This window comes from Enterobacter sp. 237C8, assembly GCF_034106865.1.
GTDB lineage: Bacteria > Pseudomonadota > Gammaproteobacteria > Enterobacterales > Enterobacteriaceae > Enterobacter > Enterobacter asburiae_B.
Genome location: NZ_JAWNDF010000009.1, coordinates 54114 through 70265, shown reverse-complemented (window position 1 = coordinate 70265; position 16152 = coordinate 54114). Strand labels below are relative to the sequence as shown.

Below are 16152 nucleotides of genomic sequence, written 5' to 3'. Positions count from 1 at the left end.
CGAACCGACGCTTAACTAAGAGGACACGATGATGAATAAAGACGAAATCGGCGGCAACTGGAAGCAGTTCAAAGGTAAAGCGAAAGAACAGTGGGGTAAGCTGACCGATGACGATATGACCGTCATTGAAGGTAAACGCGATCAGCTTGTCGGTAAAATCCAGGAGCGTTACGGCTACGCAAAAGACCAGGCGGAAAAAGAAGTGGGCGACTGGGAAAAACGCAACGACTACCGCTGGTAACCGGGCTATACCCGCAAGTACAAGGAAGTACACCCTGAGGGCGGCCATGAGCCGCCTTTGCTTTTACTGCTAACGCGGTTTTTTCTTCACAAGAATAGAGTGGTCGTGCTGACATGCGTCCTGATGACGGCAGGCTTCCACTTCCACGCAGGCACAGCACAGCCCGTGCGCTTCAATCACGTTATGACGCAGGGCAAAGCCCATTTTCGCCGCCAGCGTATGCATAATATCTTCCACGCCTTCCGCACCTTCTTCTTTCACCACGCCGCAGCGGTCACAGATAAACATCGCCGATGTATGGGTGGGCTGATCGAACAGATGGCACAACACGTAGCTGTTTGTGGACTCAACTTTATGCACGAATCCTTGTTCCAGCAGGAAATCCAGGGCGCGATACACGGTCGGTGGTTTCGCCTGCGGCTCGCTTTCGCGGAGCAGGTCCAGCAGATCGTAAGCGCTGATGGCACCCTGCTGCAGGCTCATCAGACGTAAGACTTCGAGGCGCTGCGGAGTCAGGCGCACATTGCGTTGCGCACACAGCTTTTCGGCCTGCGCTAACAGCTCTTTTGTGGACTTATCCATTTAGCACCCCGGATGTTATAGGACGGAAAACCCTCACTTTATCATGTTCTGGTAAAAACGCCGAGATCCGCCAGTCTGTGCTATACCTGACCCATTGCAAACCGGGAAATAAACAATGAAAAAACCTGACTGTATTCGGCACTGGCGCGACGTTGAAGGCGCGGATGATTCGACCTATCCAGATAGCGATGAGCGTTTTTCTATCGGCGCCCCGTTGGCTCGCAAGCTTGGGCTCGGGCGCATTGGTATCCATCACGAGCGTTTACCGCCAGGGCGCAGGACGTCCTATCCGCACGCGGAAAGCGATGAAGAAGAGTTCGTTTATGTGCTCGAAGGTCATCCAGAAGCGTGGATCAATGGCTATTTATGGAAACTTGAACCGGGCGACAGCGTGGGGTTTCCTGCCGGAACCGGTATCTGCCACACCTTTATCAACAACACGGACGAAGAGGTGCGGTTACTGGTCGTTGGCGAGGCCAACAAAAAGCACAACCGCATCTACTATCCGCTTAACCCCGTGTATGCCGCCACGCGTGAGGATCGCTGGGTAGACCACCCGCCCCAGTTTTTTGGACCGCATGATGGAAAACCTGGGAAAAAATAATTTCCTCTTCTATAAATATTGAGGGCCGTCACAAAATATAACAGGCCGTAAGGGAGTTTTACTTAGGGATAGAAATAGCGGGTCTTTTACAACTTATTCACAGCAATAGTTCGTTCCTGTTTGGGTGATAACAGACAGGGGTTATTTCATAACAGACTATAACGGGCATACTGTGAAAAAAAATTTTAAATTTTCGGTGGTTAGTATCGCTGTTTCCTTGTTTATGGCAAATCAGGCGGGAGCAGCCAATACCTGGACAGAATCACGTAGCGACGCAATGGGTGGCACTGGCGTTGCCTCCGGGAGCTATGGTAGCGGGGCGTTAATCAACCCCGCGTTGCTGGCAAAGGCAAAACCGGACGATGATGTGACGGTCATTTTGCCGTCCGTTGGCGTACAGGTGACGGATGAGGACAATCTTCAGGACGAGATTGATACCATCAACGACAAAATCAATCACTATAAGGATGTGGTTGATGACCTCACGCCAAGGGAGATCATCACCAATCCGTTAGGTTCCATTAATCAATTCCAGGGCGCGGCCAAAGATCTGGCCGATGAGCTGGACTATCTCAAGGGTAAAACCGCACGCGCGACGGCAGGTGCCGGGCTTGCCGTGAGTATCCCTAACGATGTGCTTTCCGTGGCCTTTATGGCGAAAGGCTACGCCCATGGCCGGGTGAGTTCGTCTATCGATCAGCAAGATATTGATTATCTGCGCGGTATTCAACAAAGCAAGGTGGTGGCTGCCGGTGTTGCCCTGGACGCTGCGCTGAACGGCACGGATCAGATCACTAAAAATCTCAACTCAACGGCGTCTGGCCGGGCAGCGATTGTGTCCGACTATGGTGTTGCCGTTGCCCGTCAGTTTAACCTCGGCGGCGTCCCGGTTTCCGTAGGCGTGACGCCAAAGCTGCAAAAAACCTGGGTCTATAACTACACCACGTCAATCTACGATTACGACAGTAACAAGTGGAACGACAGCCGCTACCGCACGGACGACACGGGCTTTAACGTCGATGCCGGTATTGCGGCTGATTTCGGCGAACACTGGACGGTTGGCGTGAGCGGGCAAAACCTGATGTCGCGCGATATCGACACCAAAGATATCCGTATCCGTAACGGCCGGACGGGAGAAGTGGTGAGCTACAAAGACACCTACCAGATCCGTCCGCTGGTAACCGCCGGCGCCGCCTGGCATAACGACCTGGTGACGCTGACCGCCGATGGCGATCTGACGGAAACCAAAGGCTTCAAGAGCGAAGATACGTCGCAGTACGTGGGCGTCGGTGCTGAGGTTACGCCGCTCAGCTGGCTGGCGGTGCGTGCGGGTTATCGCGCGGACGTGAAGGGTAACGACAGCAATGTCTTTACCGGCGGTGTCGGCTTCGCGCCGTTCAGTACCGTTCATGTTGACCTGATGGGCCTGTACGGCGAGGACGAAACCTGGGGCGCCGGGGCTCAGCTGAGCATGACGTTCTAAAGTCCACCGGAGGCGCTGCGCCTCCGGCTTTTCTTTGTGCTATAGTAGCGCCCCTTTTCCACCAGATGCTTAAAACTTCGCCATGTCGTCAGAATTACAGACCGCTTTCCCTGCACACCGTTTCTCCATTGCGCCGATGCTCGACTGGACGGACAGACACTGCCGCTATTTCCTGCGCCAGCTCTCCCGCCATACGCTGCTGTACACCGAAATGGTGACCACGGGCGCAATCATTCACGGGAAGGGCGACTATCTGGCCTATAGCGAAGAAGAGCATCCGGTTGCCCTGCAGCTGGGCGGCAGCGATCCGGCCGCGCTGGCGCAGTGCGCGAAGCTGGCGGAAGAACGCGGCTACGACGAGATCAACCTGAACGTTGGCTGCCCGTCCGACCGCGTGCAAAACGGCATGTTTGGCGCCTGTCTGATGGGGAATGCACAGCTGGTAGCGGACTGTATCAAGGCGATGCGCGATGTGGTCTCCATTCCGGTCACGGTCAAAACCCGTATCGGCATTGACGACCAGGACAGCTACGAATTCCTGTGCGACTTCATCAACACGGTATCCGGGAAAGGCGAGTGTGAGATGTTCATCATCCACGCGCGAAAAGCCTGGCTCTCCGGCCTCAGCCCGAAAGAGAACCGTGAGATCCCGCCGCTGGACTATCCGCGCGTGTATCAACTGAAGCGTGACTTCCCGCACCTGACGATGTCCATCAACGGCGGCATCAAGTCGCTGGAAGAGGCCAAAGCGCATCTGGCGCATATGGATGGCGTGATGGTCGGCCGCGAGGCGTATCAGAATCCGGGCATTCTGGCGACGGTCGATCGCGAAATCTTTGGCATCGAAGGCGCGGACACCGATCCGGTTGCCGTCGTGCGTGCGATGTACCCCTACATTGAGCGTGAGTTGAGCAATGGCACCTATCTCGGTCATATCACCCGCCATATGCTTGGCCTGTTCCAGGGTATTCCGGGCGCGCGTCAGTGGCGCCGCTACCTGAGCGAGAATGCGCATAAAGCCGGAGCCGATATGGAGGTGCTGGAACATGCGCTGCGACTGGTGGCGGACAAGCGATAACTTTCGCTAAAAGTTCGTCAAATTCACCACGCCCTGCGAACGTTCGCGGGGCGTTTTGCTTTAATAACAACAGGTTAATGCTGGCATGATTCTTGTAATGCTGAGTGCATTACTCGGGAACTCGTGGGAGAGCACCATGCTGGAACTACTTTTTGTGATTGGCTTTTTTGTCATGCTGTTAGCGACAGGCGTTTCGCTGCTCGGCATTCTGGCGGCTATCGTGGTGGCGACGGTGGTCATGTTTATTGGCGGACTGTTTGCGCTGACGATCAAACTATTGCCGTGGCTACTGCTGGCCATTGCGGTCGTGTGGGTGATTCGGGCGATTAAAGCGCCAAAAGTGCCCAGTTATCAGCGCAATAACCGCTTCCGTTACTAAGGTATTGAGGGGTTCGTCACATACTTGTAACTTTTCCGGCGGCATGGCTTAGAACAGAATAGGATTTAGTTATCGAATCTGTCACTATGACTGCCGTTAAAGAATTCATCGAGCTGTACCCTACATACAGCCGAACTAAAAAAAGAAAGGGCTTCCCACGGGAAGCCCAATTTCTTTTTGGGGCTCAGGGAATCAACAAGCTCGACCCCTGCGTTGCCCGGCTCTCCAGCACCTCATGCGCACGCTGCGCATCGGTCAGCGCGAATTTCTGCGCATCTGCCACATCCACTTTGATGACGCCGCTGGCGATCAGCGAGAACAGCTCGTTGCTGGCTTCCTCAAGTTCTTCCCGGTTGGTGATGTATCCTTGCAGGGAAGGGCGAGTCACATACAGCGAACCTTTCTGATTCAGAATACCGAGGTTAACGCCGGTTACCGCGCCTGACGCATTGCCGAAGCTGACCATCAGACCACGGCGCTGCAGACAGTCCAGCGACGCTTCCCACGTGTCTTTCCCCACAGAGTCATACACCACGCGCACTTTTTTGCCGCTGGTGATCTCCTTCAGCCGCTCAACAATGCTCTCTTCACGGTAGTTAATCACCTGCCAGGCGCCCGCCTGCAGCGCGCGCTGCGCTTTTTGTGCATTTCCGACCGTGCCGATCAGCTTCGCGCCCAGCGCCTTTGCCCACTGACAAGCGATGAGCCCGACGCCACCCGCTGCGGCATGGAACAGGAACTGCTCGTCGGGCTTAATTTCATAGGTTTTGCGCAGCAGGTAGTAAACCGTCAGACCTTTCAGGAACGAGGCCGCCGCCTGCTCAAAGGAGATGGCGTTAGGCAGCAGGGCGGCTTTATCCGCCGGAACGTTGTGGACGGAGCTGTAAGCGCCCAGCGCAGACTGCGCGTACACCACGCGGTCGCCCTCTTTAATATGCTTAACCGCGCTGCCCACTTTGACGACGACCCCGGCCGCCTCGGTGCCCAGGCCGCTCGGCATTGACGGCGGCGGATAGAGACCTCCGCGAATATAGGTGTCGATGTAGTTTATGCCTATGGCTTTGTTTTCAACCTGCACTTCGTTTTCGCCAGGCGCGGCAGGGGTAAACTCCACCGCTTTCAGTACGTCTGGCCCACCGTGTTTCTGGAATTCAATGCGCGTTGCCATGCTCCCTCCGTAAGAAAAATATGGTAATCTTTCGACCCACTCTTTATCTCGGTAACTCCATTCACTATGGCAGGAAACAAACCCTTCAACAAACAGACTGAACCTCGCGAGCGTGATTTCCAGGTCGCAGGGTTAAAGGTCCCGCCGCACTCGATTGAAGCGGAACAGTCGGTGTTGGGCGGTTTAATGCTGGATAACGAACGCTGGGACGACGTCGCCGAGCGCGTCGTGGCGGAAGATTTCTACACCCGCCCGCACCGCCACATCTTTACCGAAATGGCGCGCCTGCAGGAGTCGGGCAGCCCAATCGACCTGATCACGCTCGCGGAATCGCTGGAGCGTCTTGGTCAGCTCGACAGTTGCGGCGGGTTTGCCTATCTGGCGGAACTGTCAAAAAACACGCCTAGCGCAGCGAACATCAGCGCTTATGCCGATATCGTGCGCGAACGAGCCGTCGTCCGCGAGATGATCTCGGTGGCGAATGAGATCGCCGAGGCCGGTTTTGATCCGCAGGGGCGCACCAGCGAAGACCTGCTCGATCTGGCTGAATCCCGCGTCTTTAAAATCGCCGAAAGCCGCGCCAATAAAGACGAAGGTCCAAAAAACATCGCCGATGTCCTCGACGCCACCGTTGCCCGTATCGAACAGCTGTTCCAGCAGCCGCACGACGGTGTGACCGGGGTAAACACCGGCTATGACGATTTGAACAAGAAAACCGCCGGTCTGCAGCCGTCGGATTTGATTATCGTCGCCGCGCGCCCGTCGATGGGTAAAACTACCTTTGCGATGAACCTCGTCGAAAACGCGGCGATGTTGCAGGATAAGCCGGTGCTGATCTTCAGCCTTGAGATGCCCTCCGAGCAGATTATGATGCGTTCTCTGGCGTCGCTGTCGCGCGTGGATCAGACCCGCATTCGTACCGGCCAGCTCGATGATGAAGACTGGGCGCGCATTTCCGGCACCATGGGCATTCTGCTGGAAAAACGTAACATCTATATCGATGACTCGTCCGGCCTGACGCCGACGGAAGTGCGCTCCCGCGCGCGCCGTATCGCCCGTGAACACGGTGGCATCGGCCTCATCATGATCGACTACCTTCAGCTGATGCGCGTCCCGTCGCTTTCCGACAACCGTACGCTTGAAATTGCGGAGATTTCCCGCTCGCTCAAGGCGTTAGCCAAAGAGCTGCACGTACCGGTAGTCGCGCTGTCGCAGCTGAACCGCTCTCTGGAACAACGCGCCGACAAGCGCCCGGTCAACTCTGACCTGCGTGAGTCCGGCTCCATCGAGCAGGATGCCGACTTAATCATGTTTATCTACCGTGATGAGGTTTATCACGAGAACAGCGACCTGAAAGGGATCGCCGAAATTATTATTGGTAAACAACGTAACGGCCCTATCGGGACGGTGCGCCTGACCTTTAACGGACAGTGGTCGCGTTTCGACAACTATGCCGGTCCTCAATATGATGATGAGTAATTTCTAAGGAATTCAAATGCAAGCGGCAACTGTTGTTATTAACCGCCGCGCTCTGCGACACAACCTGCAACGTCTGCGTGAACTGGCGCCTGCCAGCAAGCTCGTTGCAGTCGTGAAAGCGAACGCTTACGGACACGGTCTTCTGGAGACCGCGCGAACGCTCCCCGATGCCGACGCCTTTGGCGTCGCCCGTCTTGAAGAAGCCCTCCGCCTGCGCGCGGGCGGTATTACTCAACCCATACTGCTCCTCGAAGGCTTTTTCGAAGCCAGCGATCTGCCGACCATTGCTGACCAGCATCTGCATACCGCGGTACATAACGAAGAACAGCTAACCGCACTCGAAACCGCCGAGCTGAGCGAGCCGGTGACCGTCTGGATGAAGCTCGACACGGGCATGCATCGTCTGGGCGTGCGTCCGGAAAGCGCGGAAGCGTTTTATCAGCGTTTATGCCGGTGCAAAAACGTGCGCCAGCCGGTGAATATCGTCAGCCACTTCGCCCGCGCCGATGAGCCCGAGTGCGGTGCGACCGAGCGCCAGTTGGATATCTTTAACACCTTCTGCGAAGGCAAGCCGGGGATGCGCTCGATTGCGGCATCCGGCGGTATTCTGCTGTGGCCGCAGTCGCATTTCGACTGGGCGCGACCGGGCATCATTCTCTACGGCGTGTCGCCGCTGGAGAATAAACCCTGGGGGCCGGACTTTGGCTTCCAGCCGGTCATGTCGCTGGTCTCTAACCTGATTGCCGTGCGTGACCATAAAGCGGGCGAGCCGGTGGGCTACGGCGGTACCTGGACCAGCGAGCGTGATACCCGTCTCGGCGTGGTGGCGATGGGCTATGGTGACGGCTATCCGCGCGCCGCGCCGTCGGGCACGCCGGTTCTGGTCAACGGTCGCGAGGTGAAGATCGTCGGCCGCGTGGCGATGGACATGATTTGTGTCGATCTGGGGCCTGAAGCCCAGGATAAGCCCGGCGACGATGTCGTGATGTGGGGCGAAGGTTTGCCCGTCGAACGCATTGCTGAAATTACGAAAGTGAGTGCTTACGAACTTATCACGCGCCTGACGTCAAGGGTTGCGATGAAGTACATCGACTGAGACTCGCAGATAGTCGTCCAACGGCATTAGCTGCCGTTGGACGCGTAACGCTTATTTCAACACGTTATAGATCGCCTGATTAGTCAAATAATCCGACGCGAGCCCTGACTCCGGACTGAAGCGCGAACCCTGGATGGACGAGAACCGTTTTCCGGTGCTGCCCAACGAGACATAACGCTCCCCCCCATCGTTTTCCGAAATGGTGTACACCGTTTTCTGCATCTCGGCGAATAGCGGAGCGTTACGCTGAATGGCCTGATGCAATTCCAGCAGCTGCACTCCATCCAGATTGAGCTTTTTATCCAGCGTGACGCCCCATCTTTGCAGGCAAACTTCGGCGAAATGACGCACGATCGTGCCGGGCTCATGGACCACTTTTTCCCCGCTATTCCCATTGGCCGAAGCATTCCCTACCAGCGTAGCGTGGCGACCAGACATGGGATAAATATGGACTTTTGTCGCGCTATCGGTCTGCGGAATGACGCACGAGAAACCTTTTGATCGCTCATGTCTGGCATAGAAAGCCACATACTCCTTAACGTTGCTGCCCAGAGTGACTTTGTCCGCCTGGAAATTACCCATGCCCGGAACCGGATCGACCGCAAAAATATTCACCGGAATCGTCGTCAAAAGGGGGTCGGCCAGCATTGCATTGGCAAGCATATGGCAGCTAATTCCGCCCCGGCTCCACCCAACAAGGTTCACCTGAGTGGGCAGGATCTGCCCCTGACGGAAGGTTTTGATGATTTGCTGCTGCAGCGCCTGCTGGGTCACTTTACGATCGCCATAGTCATATTTGCGCCACCAAAAGGAACCGGTAACCTCCACGTCCTGAATCGGTACGCCCGCCTTTTTAAGCTGCTCATAGTTTTCTTTTGTGAGCTTCTCACGCTGCCAGTCAACGTGGCCCTTGATAATATTGATCGCATGCTGAACATTCTCATTCCAGCCGCTGCCCAGAAGCTGGGCGCGAAGCTGAGAATATTCTCCGCTTTTGACCCAAAGCTCATCGCTTTGTAGATTGCCGCTCCCCGGACCATCAAGGATGACCCATTCGGCGAACTCTTTACCCTTGTTATTGGCTGCCAGAGAAGAGATGAGCTCGCCGTTCCAGTAATTAGCATGAAACTCATCAAATTTATTAGATCCAGTACCACAGAAATACACTGTTAGTATTGTCATAAATGACCTCATTGAAATATTAATATGTAGGTGGATGGCACGCGTGCAGTAAAATAATAAGTGCCAGCAATATTTCTGGGAATATGCTATTGAGCCCAGGCTGTTTTTAATAACGATAAGATCGTTCTTAATTAAACATGGCTATGTTTAATGTGTAGTACTGCTTAACTTTTTGCTTTGGATATATGACATTTGCCTTATGCCGAATGCTGTTTTTACAGTTTTGTAATAGCACGCATACTTAATTTCGGAATAAGTTGGTTGAATAACCTAAGAAAATAGATTTCACACGGGGTTATGCTACGATGAATATATTAATGATCGATGAATTACCGATCTTCATTCACGGTATGAAAACAGAGCTGGAACGCGTCATGCCGGAATGCACTGTTTTTGCAGCGAACAACTTTGAAGATGCACACGCAATTTTAACCTCTATGCCGGTCAGCATTATTTTGCTGGATGGTGAAATGAAGTGCCGTGATTTTATCACTAATTTGATGACAAACTGGCCTGAGCTACCGATCGTGGTGATGTTACGAAAAACGACGGATAAGATATTCAACTTCTACATCCGCCAAAGCATTAAGGGCATTTTTACCAAGGATCTCCCCGCGGAGAAAATCAGCCAGATACTTTGCATGGTTTCCTCGGGGGTGGTCTGTTTTCCGGAGCAAGCCGTGGTCCAGCGAGAACAACCCACTGGCGGTTTGCCAATCTATTCCCTGAGTCGTCGGCAGAAGGAAGTTCTTAAGCTGCTGGCGAATGGAGGAACAAATAAGCAGATCAGCCGGCAATTGAATATCAGCGCAGGTACGGTCAAAGTGCATCTGGAATCCATCTTTCACCGACTACAGGTCAACAATCGGACACAGGCCGCAATGCTCTATTTTAAATATATGTCTAATTAGCCGATTTTCAGCAAAGCGAAGGGCTGCAGCCAAAATGCGTTAAAAGAAAAGCGCAACAGATGGACCTCTGTTGCGCTTTGTTTTTTAACGGTACTGAGATTTGAAATAATATATCACCACCACCAGCGTTCCGAAGTCCTGCAATAGCCAGAATGGAAAGCTGTCACTCAGTATATCAGCACCGGTAAGAATAAATTTCATGTTTAAGCTGCTCTCACCAAAAAAACCAAAGGCGAGGGCGGCTAAGCCAATTTTACACATTACCGGCAGGGCATGGACTCTTCGGCTATAGGCGGCAAACAAAATCAGCAGCGATGTTACCAGGTCGACGAAGATAATAAAGGGAAGCACCCAGCCATTCATTATGTTAAGCATTTATTCTCCATCGGGTTTGTTGTGGGTTAAATCAGGCGGAGAAAGTGACTCATGTCTGACTTTATTTTTAATGACGCTTGCAACATCAAAAATATCGCGCTGCTCATGCCGGCGAAAAAAGTTTGCCAGCCAGACGATCAGGCCATTACTCATTGCCCCGAGGATATACCCTAAACCAAGCGTGATATCGGCCTGATTAAGGTCTATCTTTAACCAGCGGGCTGCTAATCCACCTAATGCGACGGCCGCGCCCATGCTGATTCCACCAAAAATAATGCCTGCCATAAATCGGCTGTGCTGGTGCAATCGCTGCGGTTGCCAGAAAAACGAGATACTGACGCCGCCAAATAAACCTGAAAAAGCCAGCAAGGCTTCACTGATGAGGGTCGGGAGATAGATGTCAGACATACGTTCATCCTCTGCAAGGATAAATCCCCTCGGAAAAGGGGATTTATTATCGTAACGGGCGCTTATTATTGGCAGGGATCCAGCTCAACAATATGCTGATACTTATCGGTCGTAATAAAGCGCTGTTGCCCTGACAGGCTGTAAATCAAACGCTTGGGAGAGCGATACCCCTTCACGACATCGACATCCGCGCTAAGCCAGGGCTGACTGGAAGGAAGAGCGCGATCGCTGTATTTATCGCCACCGATCCATTTTTGATTGGTGGGTTTAAGACCCCAAAGCGATTCGCTTTCACTTCCCGACCAGCCGAGGCGTTTGGCCTCATCCGAGGTAATATAGCGGTCGGGCAGGCGCCCAAAATTTTTTATATGACGAAGCGTTGTCGCCAGATCGGTCACGTTATTGACGGGCACCATACCCTGAGAAGATAAAAAGGTGTTGGCTTCCTTTATTTCCTCTTCGCAGGTTGGCATGGCGGCGGTTGCCTGTAACACGTTGAATAACGAAACAGACAGTACGGCCATTTTCACTATGTAAAGTGGTTTCATTGTAATTTTCCTGTTGAATTAACTAAGAAATAGCTTCATTTCCGCCTCGCGGCGTCGGGTAAGCCCGGTCAAAACCTTACCGCCTGCCTTATTCCAGCTTTTGAACTGCAGTGCGGCGCCCTGGATATCGCCTGCGTTGAATTTTTTGAGCAGCGTGGATTTCTTTAAATTGCCCACGCCAAGGTTGAAGGCGAACGAAACCAGCGCGTCGAATTGGTTCTGCGTCGAAGCGTTGTTCAGCAGTTTTTTCACGCCGTCCTCGGTGCGTTTCAGATCTTTGCGCAGCAGATCTTTGGCTTCACCGGTGGTAATTTTGGTGAGCTTTTCCATCTCCTCTTTGAGGATCAAATGGCCGTAGCCGATGGTCCATAAACCTACGGCATCGCGATAACGCTCCAGCCTCAGCCCTTCAAACTGGCAAATAAGCTGAATGCCCCTGTCACCTGTACGTTCTGGTTGTTTTTGCATTACGGAGTCTCCTCTGCTTTCGGGCGGGGAATCACCTTGTTGGTGTATTCGTCAATCAAACGCATGACGCTTTCCGGTGGCTCAAGTGCGGTAAATTGCATCTCTACATCGACGTGGCGGCTGTCACGCCCGCCTTTGTTATCGCTGGAAGGCGAAAGGCTGACGTGAAAGCGGCCAAATTCGTTTTCACCGGACTGGCGGGAAGGCGCCTGCATGCCTTCCGTGCGGATCGTCAGGTTGACCTTCATCTTTTCCAGCATCAGCCCGCGCGGTGTCGAAAGCGCGACCAAGGGCAGGTCAAAGTAATGCTTTTCATCCAGCGCCAGCTGTACCGTGCGTGGAATTAACGAACCGTCTTCTGCGGGTTCGAAAAAGGGATCCAATGCCTTCATATACTGCTGAGCAATCAGTTCGTTGGCCGCAGTGGCCGCGTACTGCATCCCACGCGTGATATCTTCAAGCGAGATCGGCACGCCGGGAATATCGGCTGGAGGCGCTGGAGGCGTGTTTTCCTGTACCGGTGGCGTGCCTTCATCCTCTTTGCCCGCCCTGTTTTCCGGCTCCTCATCCTTGCCGCCGCGCAGCCATTTTTTAAAAGACATATTTCGCTCCTGGAAAAAGGGCTACCCGGGTAGCCCCTGCGTTACGGAATCGCACGTATGTCGCGGCGTGGAAGATTATTGCGCGGCGACAGGCTTGGTTTTGGCGTTGGTCAGGTAATCAATCACGCGCTGCAGAGCTTCAGGTGGCTCCTGGCGTTTAATCTGGGTATGAATGGAATATTTCGCGCGTGTATCGGTCGAACGGGTCTGCTCCGATTTATGGGAGACCTTGCCGGTCATTTTCGCTTTGAAAACGCCCCAGCCGACGGACGCTTCCACGGAGGCCTCCGCTTCGGTGCTGCTGGAACTGGCTTCGCTCTGGCTCACTTCCAGCTCAAAGTCGATGGTACCGTCCTCGATACAGATGATGGGGTGGGTGACCGCCGCCAGGAGCGGAATACTCATCTTGCGGGTCACGCTGCCTTTATTGACCCCCTGTTCGTCTACCACGGTTTCGTCGTAATCGAACTCGATCGCGACAGCTTTACCGTCTTTAATACAGACGGAGAGCAGGAAGTCGGTATAGGCCTTGCTCGCCTGGACCTGTGCTTTGATCATCGCCTGCAGCGGACCGCCGATCATATGTTCCAGCGGCAGGGCGTTAATAACTGAACCAATAAATTGTGAATCCATGATGTGAACTCCTTGAATCAGTGAATGCGCGGTTGCGCAGGAGCCACATTACGGAAAGCGAGAAGGGGAAAATATTGGGTAAATGTCATGGCGAGAGGACGCAAAAAACCTATGCCGATCGCAGGATAATCTTAAGGGGTGGTGTTGAGTGATATTCCAGTTTATTGTTGAAATACCTGCCTCATCGAATTCCGGAGAACCATCGCGTGTTTCAGAAAGTTGACGCCTATGCCGGCGACCCTATCCTCTCCTTAATGGAGCGTTTCAAAGAAGATCCTCGCAGCGACAAAGTGAACCTCAGCATCGGTCTGTATTACAACGAGGATGGCATCATTCCTCAATTAAAAGCCGTTGCCGAAGCCGAAGCGCGTCTGAACGCTGTTCCACACGGTGCTTCTCTTTATCTGCCGATGGAAGGGTTAAACGCCTACCGCAACACCATCGCTCCGCTGTTATTCGGTGCCGATCACGCGGTGCTCGCGCAAAAGCGCGTGGCGACCATCCAGACGCTGGGCGGCTCGGGTGCGCTGAAAGTGGGAGCAGACTTCCTGAAAAAATACTTCCCGGATTCAGGCGTGTGGGTCAGTGACCCGACGTGGGAAAACCACGTTGCGATCTTCGAGGGCGCAGGTTTCAACGTGGCGACCTATCCGTGGTTCGACAGCGAAACGAACGGCGTGCGCGTTGAAGCTCTGCTGGAAAAACTGAACACCCTGCCGGCGCGCAGTATTGTGCTGCTGCACCCATGCTGCCATAACCCGACCGGGGCGGATCTCACCAACGCCCAATGGGATGCGGTGATTGAGGTACTGAAGGCCCGCGACCTGATTCCGTTCCTCGACATCGCCTACCAGGGCTTTGGCGCGGGCATGGAAGAAGATGCTTACGCCATCCGCGCCGTGGCCAGCGCCGGGCTGCCTGCTCTGGTCAGCAACTCCTTCTCTAAAATCTTCTCCCTTTACGGTGAACGCGTTGGCGGTCTGTCCGTGGTCTGTGAAGACGCCGAAGCGGCGGGTCGCGTCCTGGGCCAGCTGAAGGCGACGGTGCGCCGCATTTACTCCAGCCCGCCAAACTTTGGTGCGCAGGTGGTGGCGACGGTTCTCGGTGACGAACAGCTGAAAGCGTCCTGGCTTGCCGAAGTGGAAGCGATGCGTAAGCGCATCCTGGCCATGCGTCAGGAGCTGGTTAACGTGCTGAAAGAGGCCGTGCCGGGACATAACTTCGACTATCTGCTCAAGCAGCGCGGGATGTTCAGCTATACCGGTCTGAGCGCGGCGCAGGTCGATCGTCTGCGGGAAGAGTTCGGCGTCTACCTGATCGCCAGCGGCCGTATGTGCGTGGCGGGCCTGAATGCCAGCAACGTTCATCGCGTGGCGCAGGCGTTTGCTGCTGTAATGTAAGTATTCACTTACTTGCATGCTCTATGTAGGCCGGGTAAGGCGCAGCCGCCACCCGGCTTTTTTTGTTTGCGCCGGTGCCAATCATTACCCGGTGGCGCTTCGCTTACCGAGCCTACACGCCTCTTCCACGCTTTGTGATCGTCTTCTTTTTATTCCGCTTCATAAGCAAAAACTCCTTCCCTTCACCTCCCGCTGGGGTTATGGTCGGATAGTTTTTTGACCATCCGCTCAAATTAAAACGATAACAAACTGAATATTCAGGGGAAAATATGCGCAAGATCACACTGGCGCTCAGCGCCGCCTGCTTATTGTTCTCGCTTAACAGCGCCGTCGTCGCGCGAGCTTCTGCCCCGACGCCGCTTTACACCGGCACCACCGCCGCCATTCTCGCCGAGCAGGCGCCCATTCACTGGGTTTCCGTGGCCCAAATCGAAAACAGCCTGATCGGCCGCGCGCCAATGGCCGTGGGTTTTGACATTGACGATACCGTACTGTTCTCAAGCCCTGGCTTCTGGCGCGGGAAGAAAACGTATTCACCCGACAGCGAAGCGTATCTGAAGAACCCGGAATTCTGGGAAAAAATGAATAACGGCTGGGATGAATTCAGCATCCCGAAAGAGGTTGCCCGTGCGCTTATTGCTATGCACGTGAAGCGCGGTGACAGCATCTACTTTGTTACCGGCCGCAGTCAGACCAAAACCGAAACCGTCTCTAAAACGCTGCAGGATGATTTCCAGATCCCGGCGACCAGCATGAACCCGGTCATTTTTGCCGGTGACAAAGAGGGGCAAAACACCAAGACCCAGTGGCTGGAAAAGAAAAATATCAAAGTATTCTACGGCGATTCGGATAACGACATCACCGCCGCGCATGACGTGGGGGCCAGAGGGATCAGGGTATTGCGCGCCTCTAACTCGACCTATCGACCGCTGCCGATGGCCGGAAAGTTTGGCGAAGAGGTGATCGTCAATTCGGAGTATTAAGTACCCGGCAGCGGGTTTGACTCTTTTTTAATCAAATCTCGCTGCTGCGGGTTTTACCTTTCGTCTTCTTGCTGCACACTTAGAAAGATTCATCTTTCATCACGGAGCAGCACATGTGGTACCAACAGACCCTGACCTTAAGCGCTAAACCACGCGGATTTCACCTGGTGACGGATGAAGTCATCGGGCAACTCCGCGATCTGTCGCGGGTGAAAACGGGTTTGCTGCATCTGCTGCTTCAGCACACGTCAGCCTCTCTCACGCTTAATGAAAATTGCGATCCCACCGTCCGGTCCGACATGGAGCACCATTTTCTGAAGAGTGTCCCGGACAACGCGCCTTACGAGCATGACTATGAGGGGGCGGACGATATGCCTTCCCATATTAAATCTTCCCTGCTGGGCGTGTCGTTGATGCTGCCGGTTCACAACGGGCGGCTGCTGTTGGGTACGTGGCAGGGGATCTGGCTGGGAGAGCATCGCATTCACGGTGGTTCGCGTAAAATTATCGCCACGCTACAAGGGGAATAAAG

General features: G+C 54.1%; 20 protein-coding genes. 11 read left to right on the top strand and 9 right to left on the bottom strand.

What is annotated here, in order from left to right:
- Positions 1–31: 31 nt before the first annotated feature.
- Positions 32–241, top strand: coding sequence for a CsbD family protein (locus tag USF70_RS18670; protein ID WP_014830284.1), 210 nt, complete (start codon positions 32–34; stop codon positions 239–241).
- Between the two features lie 69 nt (positions 242–310).
- Here USF70_RS18670 and zur read toward each other — a convergent pair whose 3' ends face one another.
- Positions 311–823, bottom strand: coding sequence for a zinc uptake transcriptional repressor Zur (zur, locus tag USF70_RS18665; RefSeq protein WP_219940418.1), 513 nt, complete (start codon positions 821–823; stop codon positions 311–313).
- Between the two features lie 115 nt (positions 824–938).
- On the opposite strand from zur, the gene USF70_RS18660 reads away from it, so the two are divergent.
- The 4 genes from USF70_RS18660 to pspG all read left to right on the top strand — a co-directional run bounded on the left by USF70_RS18660 (position 939) and on the right by pspG (position 4367).
- Entirely contained in the window at positions 939–1427 is a 489-nt protein-coding gene (locus USF70_RS18660; protein WP_023310041.1) for a cupin domain-containing protein, read from the top strand.
- A 172-nt stretch (positions 1428–1599) separates the two neighbouring features.
- On the top strand, positions 1600–2910 hold the full coding sequence (locus USF70_RS18655; protein ID WP_167818942.1) for a conjugal transfer protein TraF: 1311 nt from the start codon (positions 1600–1602) through the stop codon (positions 2908–2910).
- An 82-nt stretch (positions 2911–2992) separates the two neighbouring features.
- Complete coding sequence (dusA, locus tag USF70_RS18650) at positions 2993–3988, top strand: tRNA dihydrouridine(20/20a) synthase DusA (protein ID WP_232938901.1); 996 nt, start codon at positions 2993–2995, stop codon at positions 3986–3988.
- 136 nt (positions 3989–4124) lie between these two features.
- Complete coding sequence (gene pspG, locus USF70_RS18645) at positions 4125–4367, top strand: envelope stress response protein PspG (RefSeq protein WP_023310044.1); 243 nt, start codon at positions 4125–4127, stop codon at positions 4365–4367.
- Between the two features lie 184 nt (positions 4368–4551).
- On the opposite strand, the gene USF70_RS18640 is transcribed toward pspG, so the two are convergent.
- The gene (locus USF70_RS18640) at positions 4552–5535 is read right to left on the bottom strand and encodes a quinone oxidoreductase (protein ID WP_039264131.1); all 984 of its coding nucleotides are present in this window, start codon (positions 5533–5535) and stop codon (positions 4552–4554) included.
- Between the two features lie 66 nt (positions 5536–5601).
- Between USF70_RS18640 and dnaB the strand changes: the two genes are divergently transcribed.
- Complete coding sequence (gene dnaB, locus USF70_RS18635) at positions 5602–7014, top strand: replicative DNA helicase (RefSeq protein WP_023310046.1); 1413 nt, start codon at positions 5602–5604, stop codon at positions 7012–7014.
- Positions 7015–7030: 16 nt separating this feature from the next.
- Positions 7031–8110, top strand: a complete 1080-nt coding sequence (gene alr / locus USF70_RS18630) for an alanine racemase (RefSeq protein ID WP_029740224.1) — start codon at positions 7031–7033, stop codon at positions 8108–8110.
- A 51-nt stretch (positions 8111–8161) separates the two neighbouring features.
- On the opposite strand, the gene USF70_RS18625 is transcribed toward alr, so the two are convergent.
- Entirely contained in the window at positions 8162–9292 is a 1131-nt protein-coding gene (locus tag USF70_RS18625) for a hypothetical protein (RefSeq protein ID WP_320735899.1), read from the bottom strand.
- Between the two features lie 317 nt (positions 9293–9609).
- Here USF70_RS18625 and USF70_RS18620 point away from each other — a divergent pair, with 317 nt between their 5' ends.
- Positions 9610–10203 (top strand): response regulator transcription factor, encoded by a 594-nt coding sequence (locus USF70_RS18620; RefSeq protein WP_223862650.1) that lies wholly within the window; start codon positions 9610–9612, stop codon positions 10201–10203.
- 84 nt (positions 10204–10287) lie between these two features.
- On the opposite strand, the gene USF70_RS18615 is transcribed toward USF70_RS18620, so the two are convergent.
- From USF70_RS18615 to USF70_RS18590, 6 genes are all read right to left on the bottom strand, one after another.
- Positions 10288–10578: a hypothetical protein gene (locus USF70_RS18615; protein WP_033144410.1), complete on the bottom strand. Its 291-nt coding sequence runs from the start codon at positions 10576–10578 to the stop codon at positions 10288–10290.
- On the bottom strand, positions 10579–10986 hold the full coding sequence (locus tag USF70_RS18610) for a hypothetical protein (RefSeq protein ID WP_032662592.1): 408 nt from the start codon (positions 10984–10986) through the stop codon (positions 10579–10581).
- A 65-nt stretch (positions 10987–11051) separates the two neighbouring features.
- Positions 11052–11534 carry a ribonuclease domain-containing protein gene (locus USF70_RS18605; RefSeq protein ID WP_083239555.1) on the bottom strand — a complete coding sequence of 161 codons (483 nt, stop codon included), beginning with the start codon at positions 11532–11534 and terminating at the stop codon, positions 11052–11054.
- An 18-nt stretch (positions 11535–11552) separates the two neighbouring features.
- Complete coding sequence (locus USF70_RS18600) at positions 11553–12002, bottom strand: lysozyme (protein WP_048976345.1); 450 nt, start codon at positions 12000–12002, stop codon at positions 11553–11555.
- Entirely contained in the window at positions 12002–12604 is a 603-nt protein-coding gene (locus tag USF70_RS18595; protein ID WP_033144414.1) for a DUF2589 domain-containing protein, read from the bottom strand. Before USF70_RS18595 ends, USF70_RS18600 begins: the two co-directional genes overlap by 1 nt.
- A 75-nt stretch (positions 12605–12679) precedes the next feature.
- The gene (locus USF70_RS18590; protein ID WP_023334176.1) at positions 12680–13237 is read right to left on the bottom strand and encodes a DUF2589 domain-containing protein; all 558 of its coding nucleotides are present in this window, start codon (positions 13235–13237) and stop codon (positions 12680–12682) included.
- Between the two features lie 206 nt (positions 13238–13443).
- Between USF70_RS18590 and tyrB the strand changes: the two genes are divergently transcribed.
- From tyrB to USF70_RS18575, 3 genes are all read left to right on the top strand, one after another.
- Positions 13444–14637, top strand: a complete 1194-nt coding sequence (gene tyrB / locus USF70_RS18585; RefSeq protein ID WP_069303530.1) for an aromatic amino acid transaminase — start codon at positions 13444–13446, stop codon at positions 14635–14637.
- 269 nt (positions 14638–14906) lie between these two features.
- The gene (gene aphA / locus USF70_RS18580; RefSeq protein WP_032662578.1) at positions 14907–15620 is read left to right on the top strand and encodes an acid phosphatase AphA; all 714 of its coding nucleotides are present in this window, start codon (positions 14907–14909) and stop codon (positions 15618–15620) included.
- Positions 15621–15733: 113 nt separating this feature from the next.
- Positions 15734–16150: a secondary thiamine-phosphate synthase enzyme YjbQ gene (locus tag USF70_RS18575; RefSeq protein WP_023310052.1), complete on the top strand. Its 417-nt coding sequence runs from the start codon at positions 15734–15736 to the stop codon at positions 16148–16150.
- Positions 16151–16152: the final 2 nt, after the last annotated feature.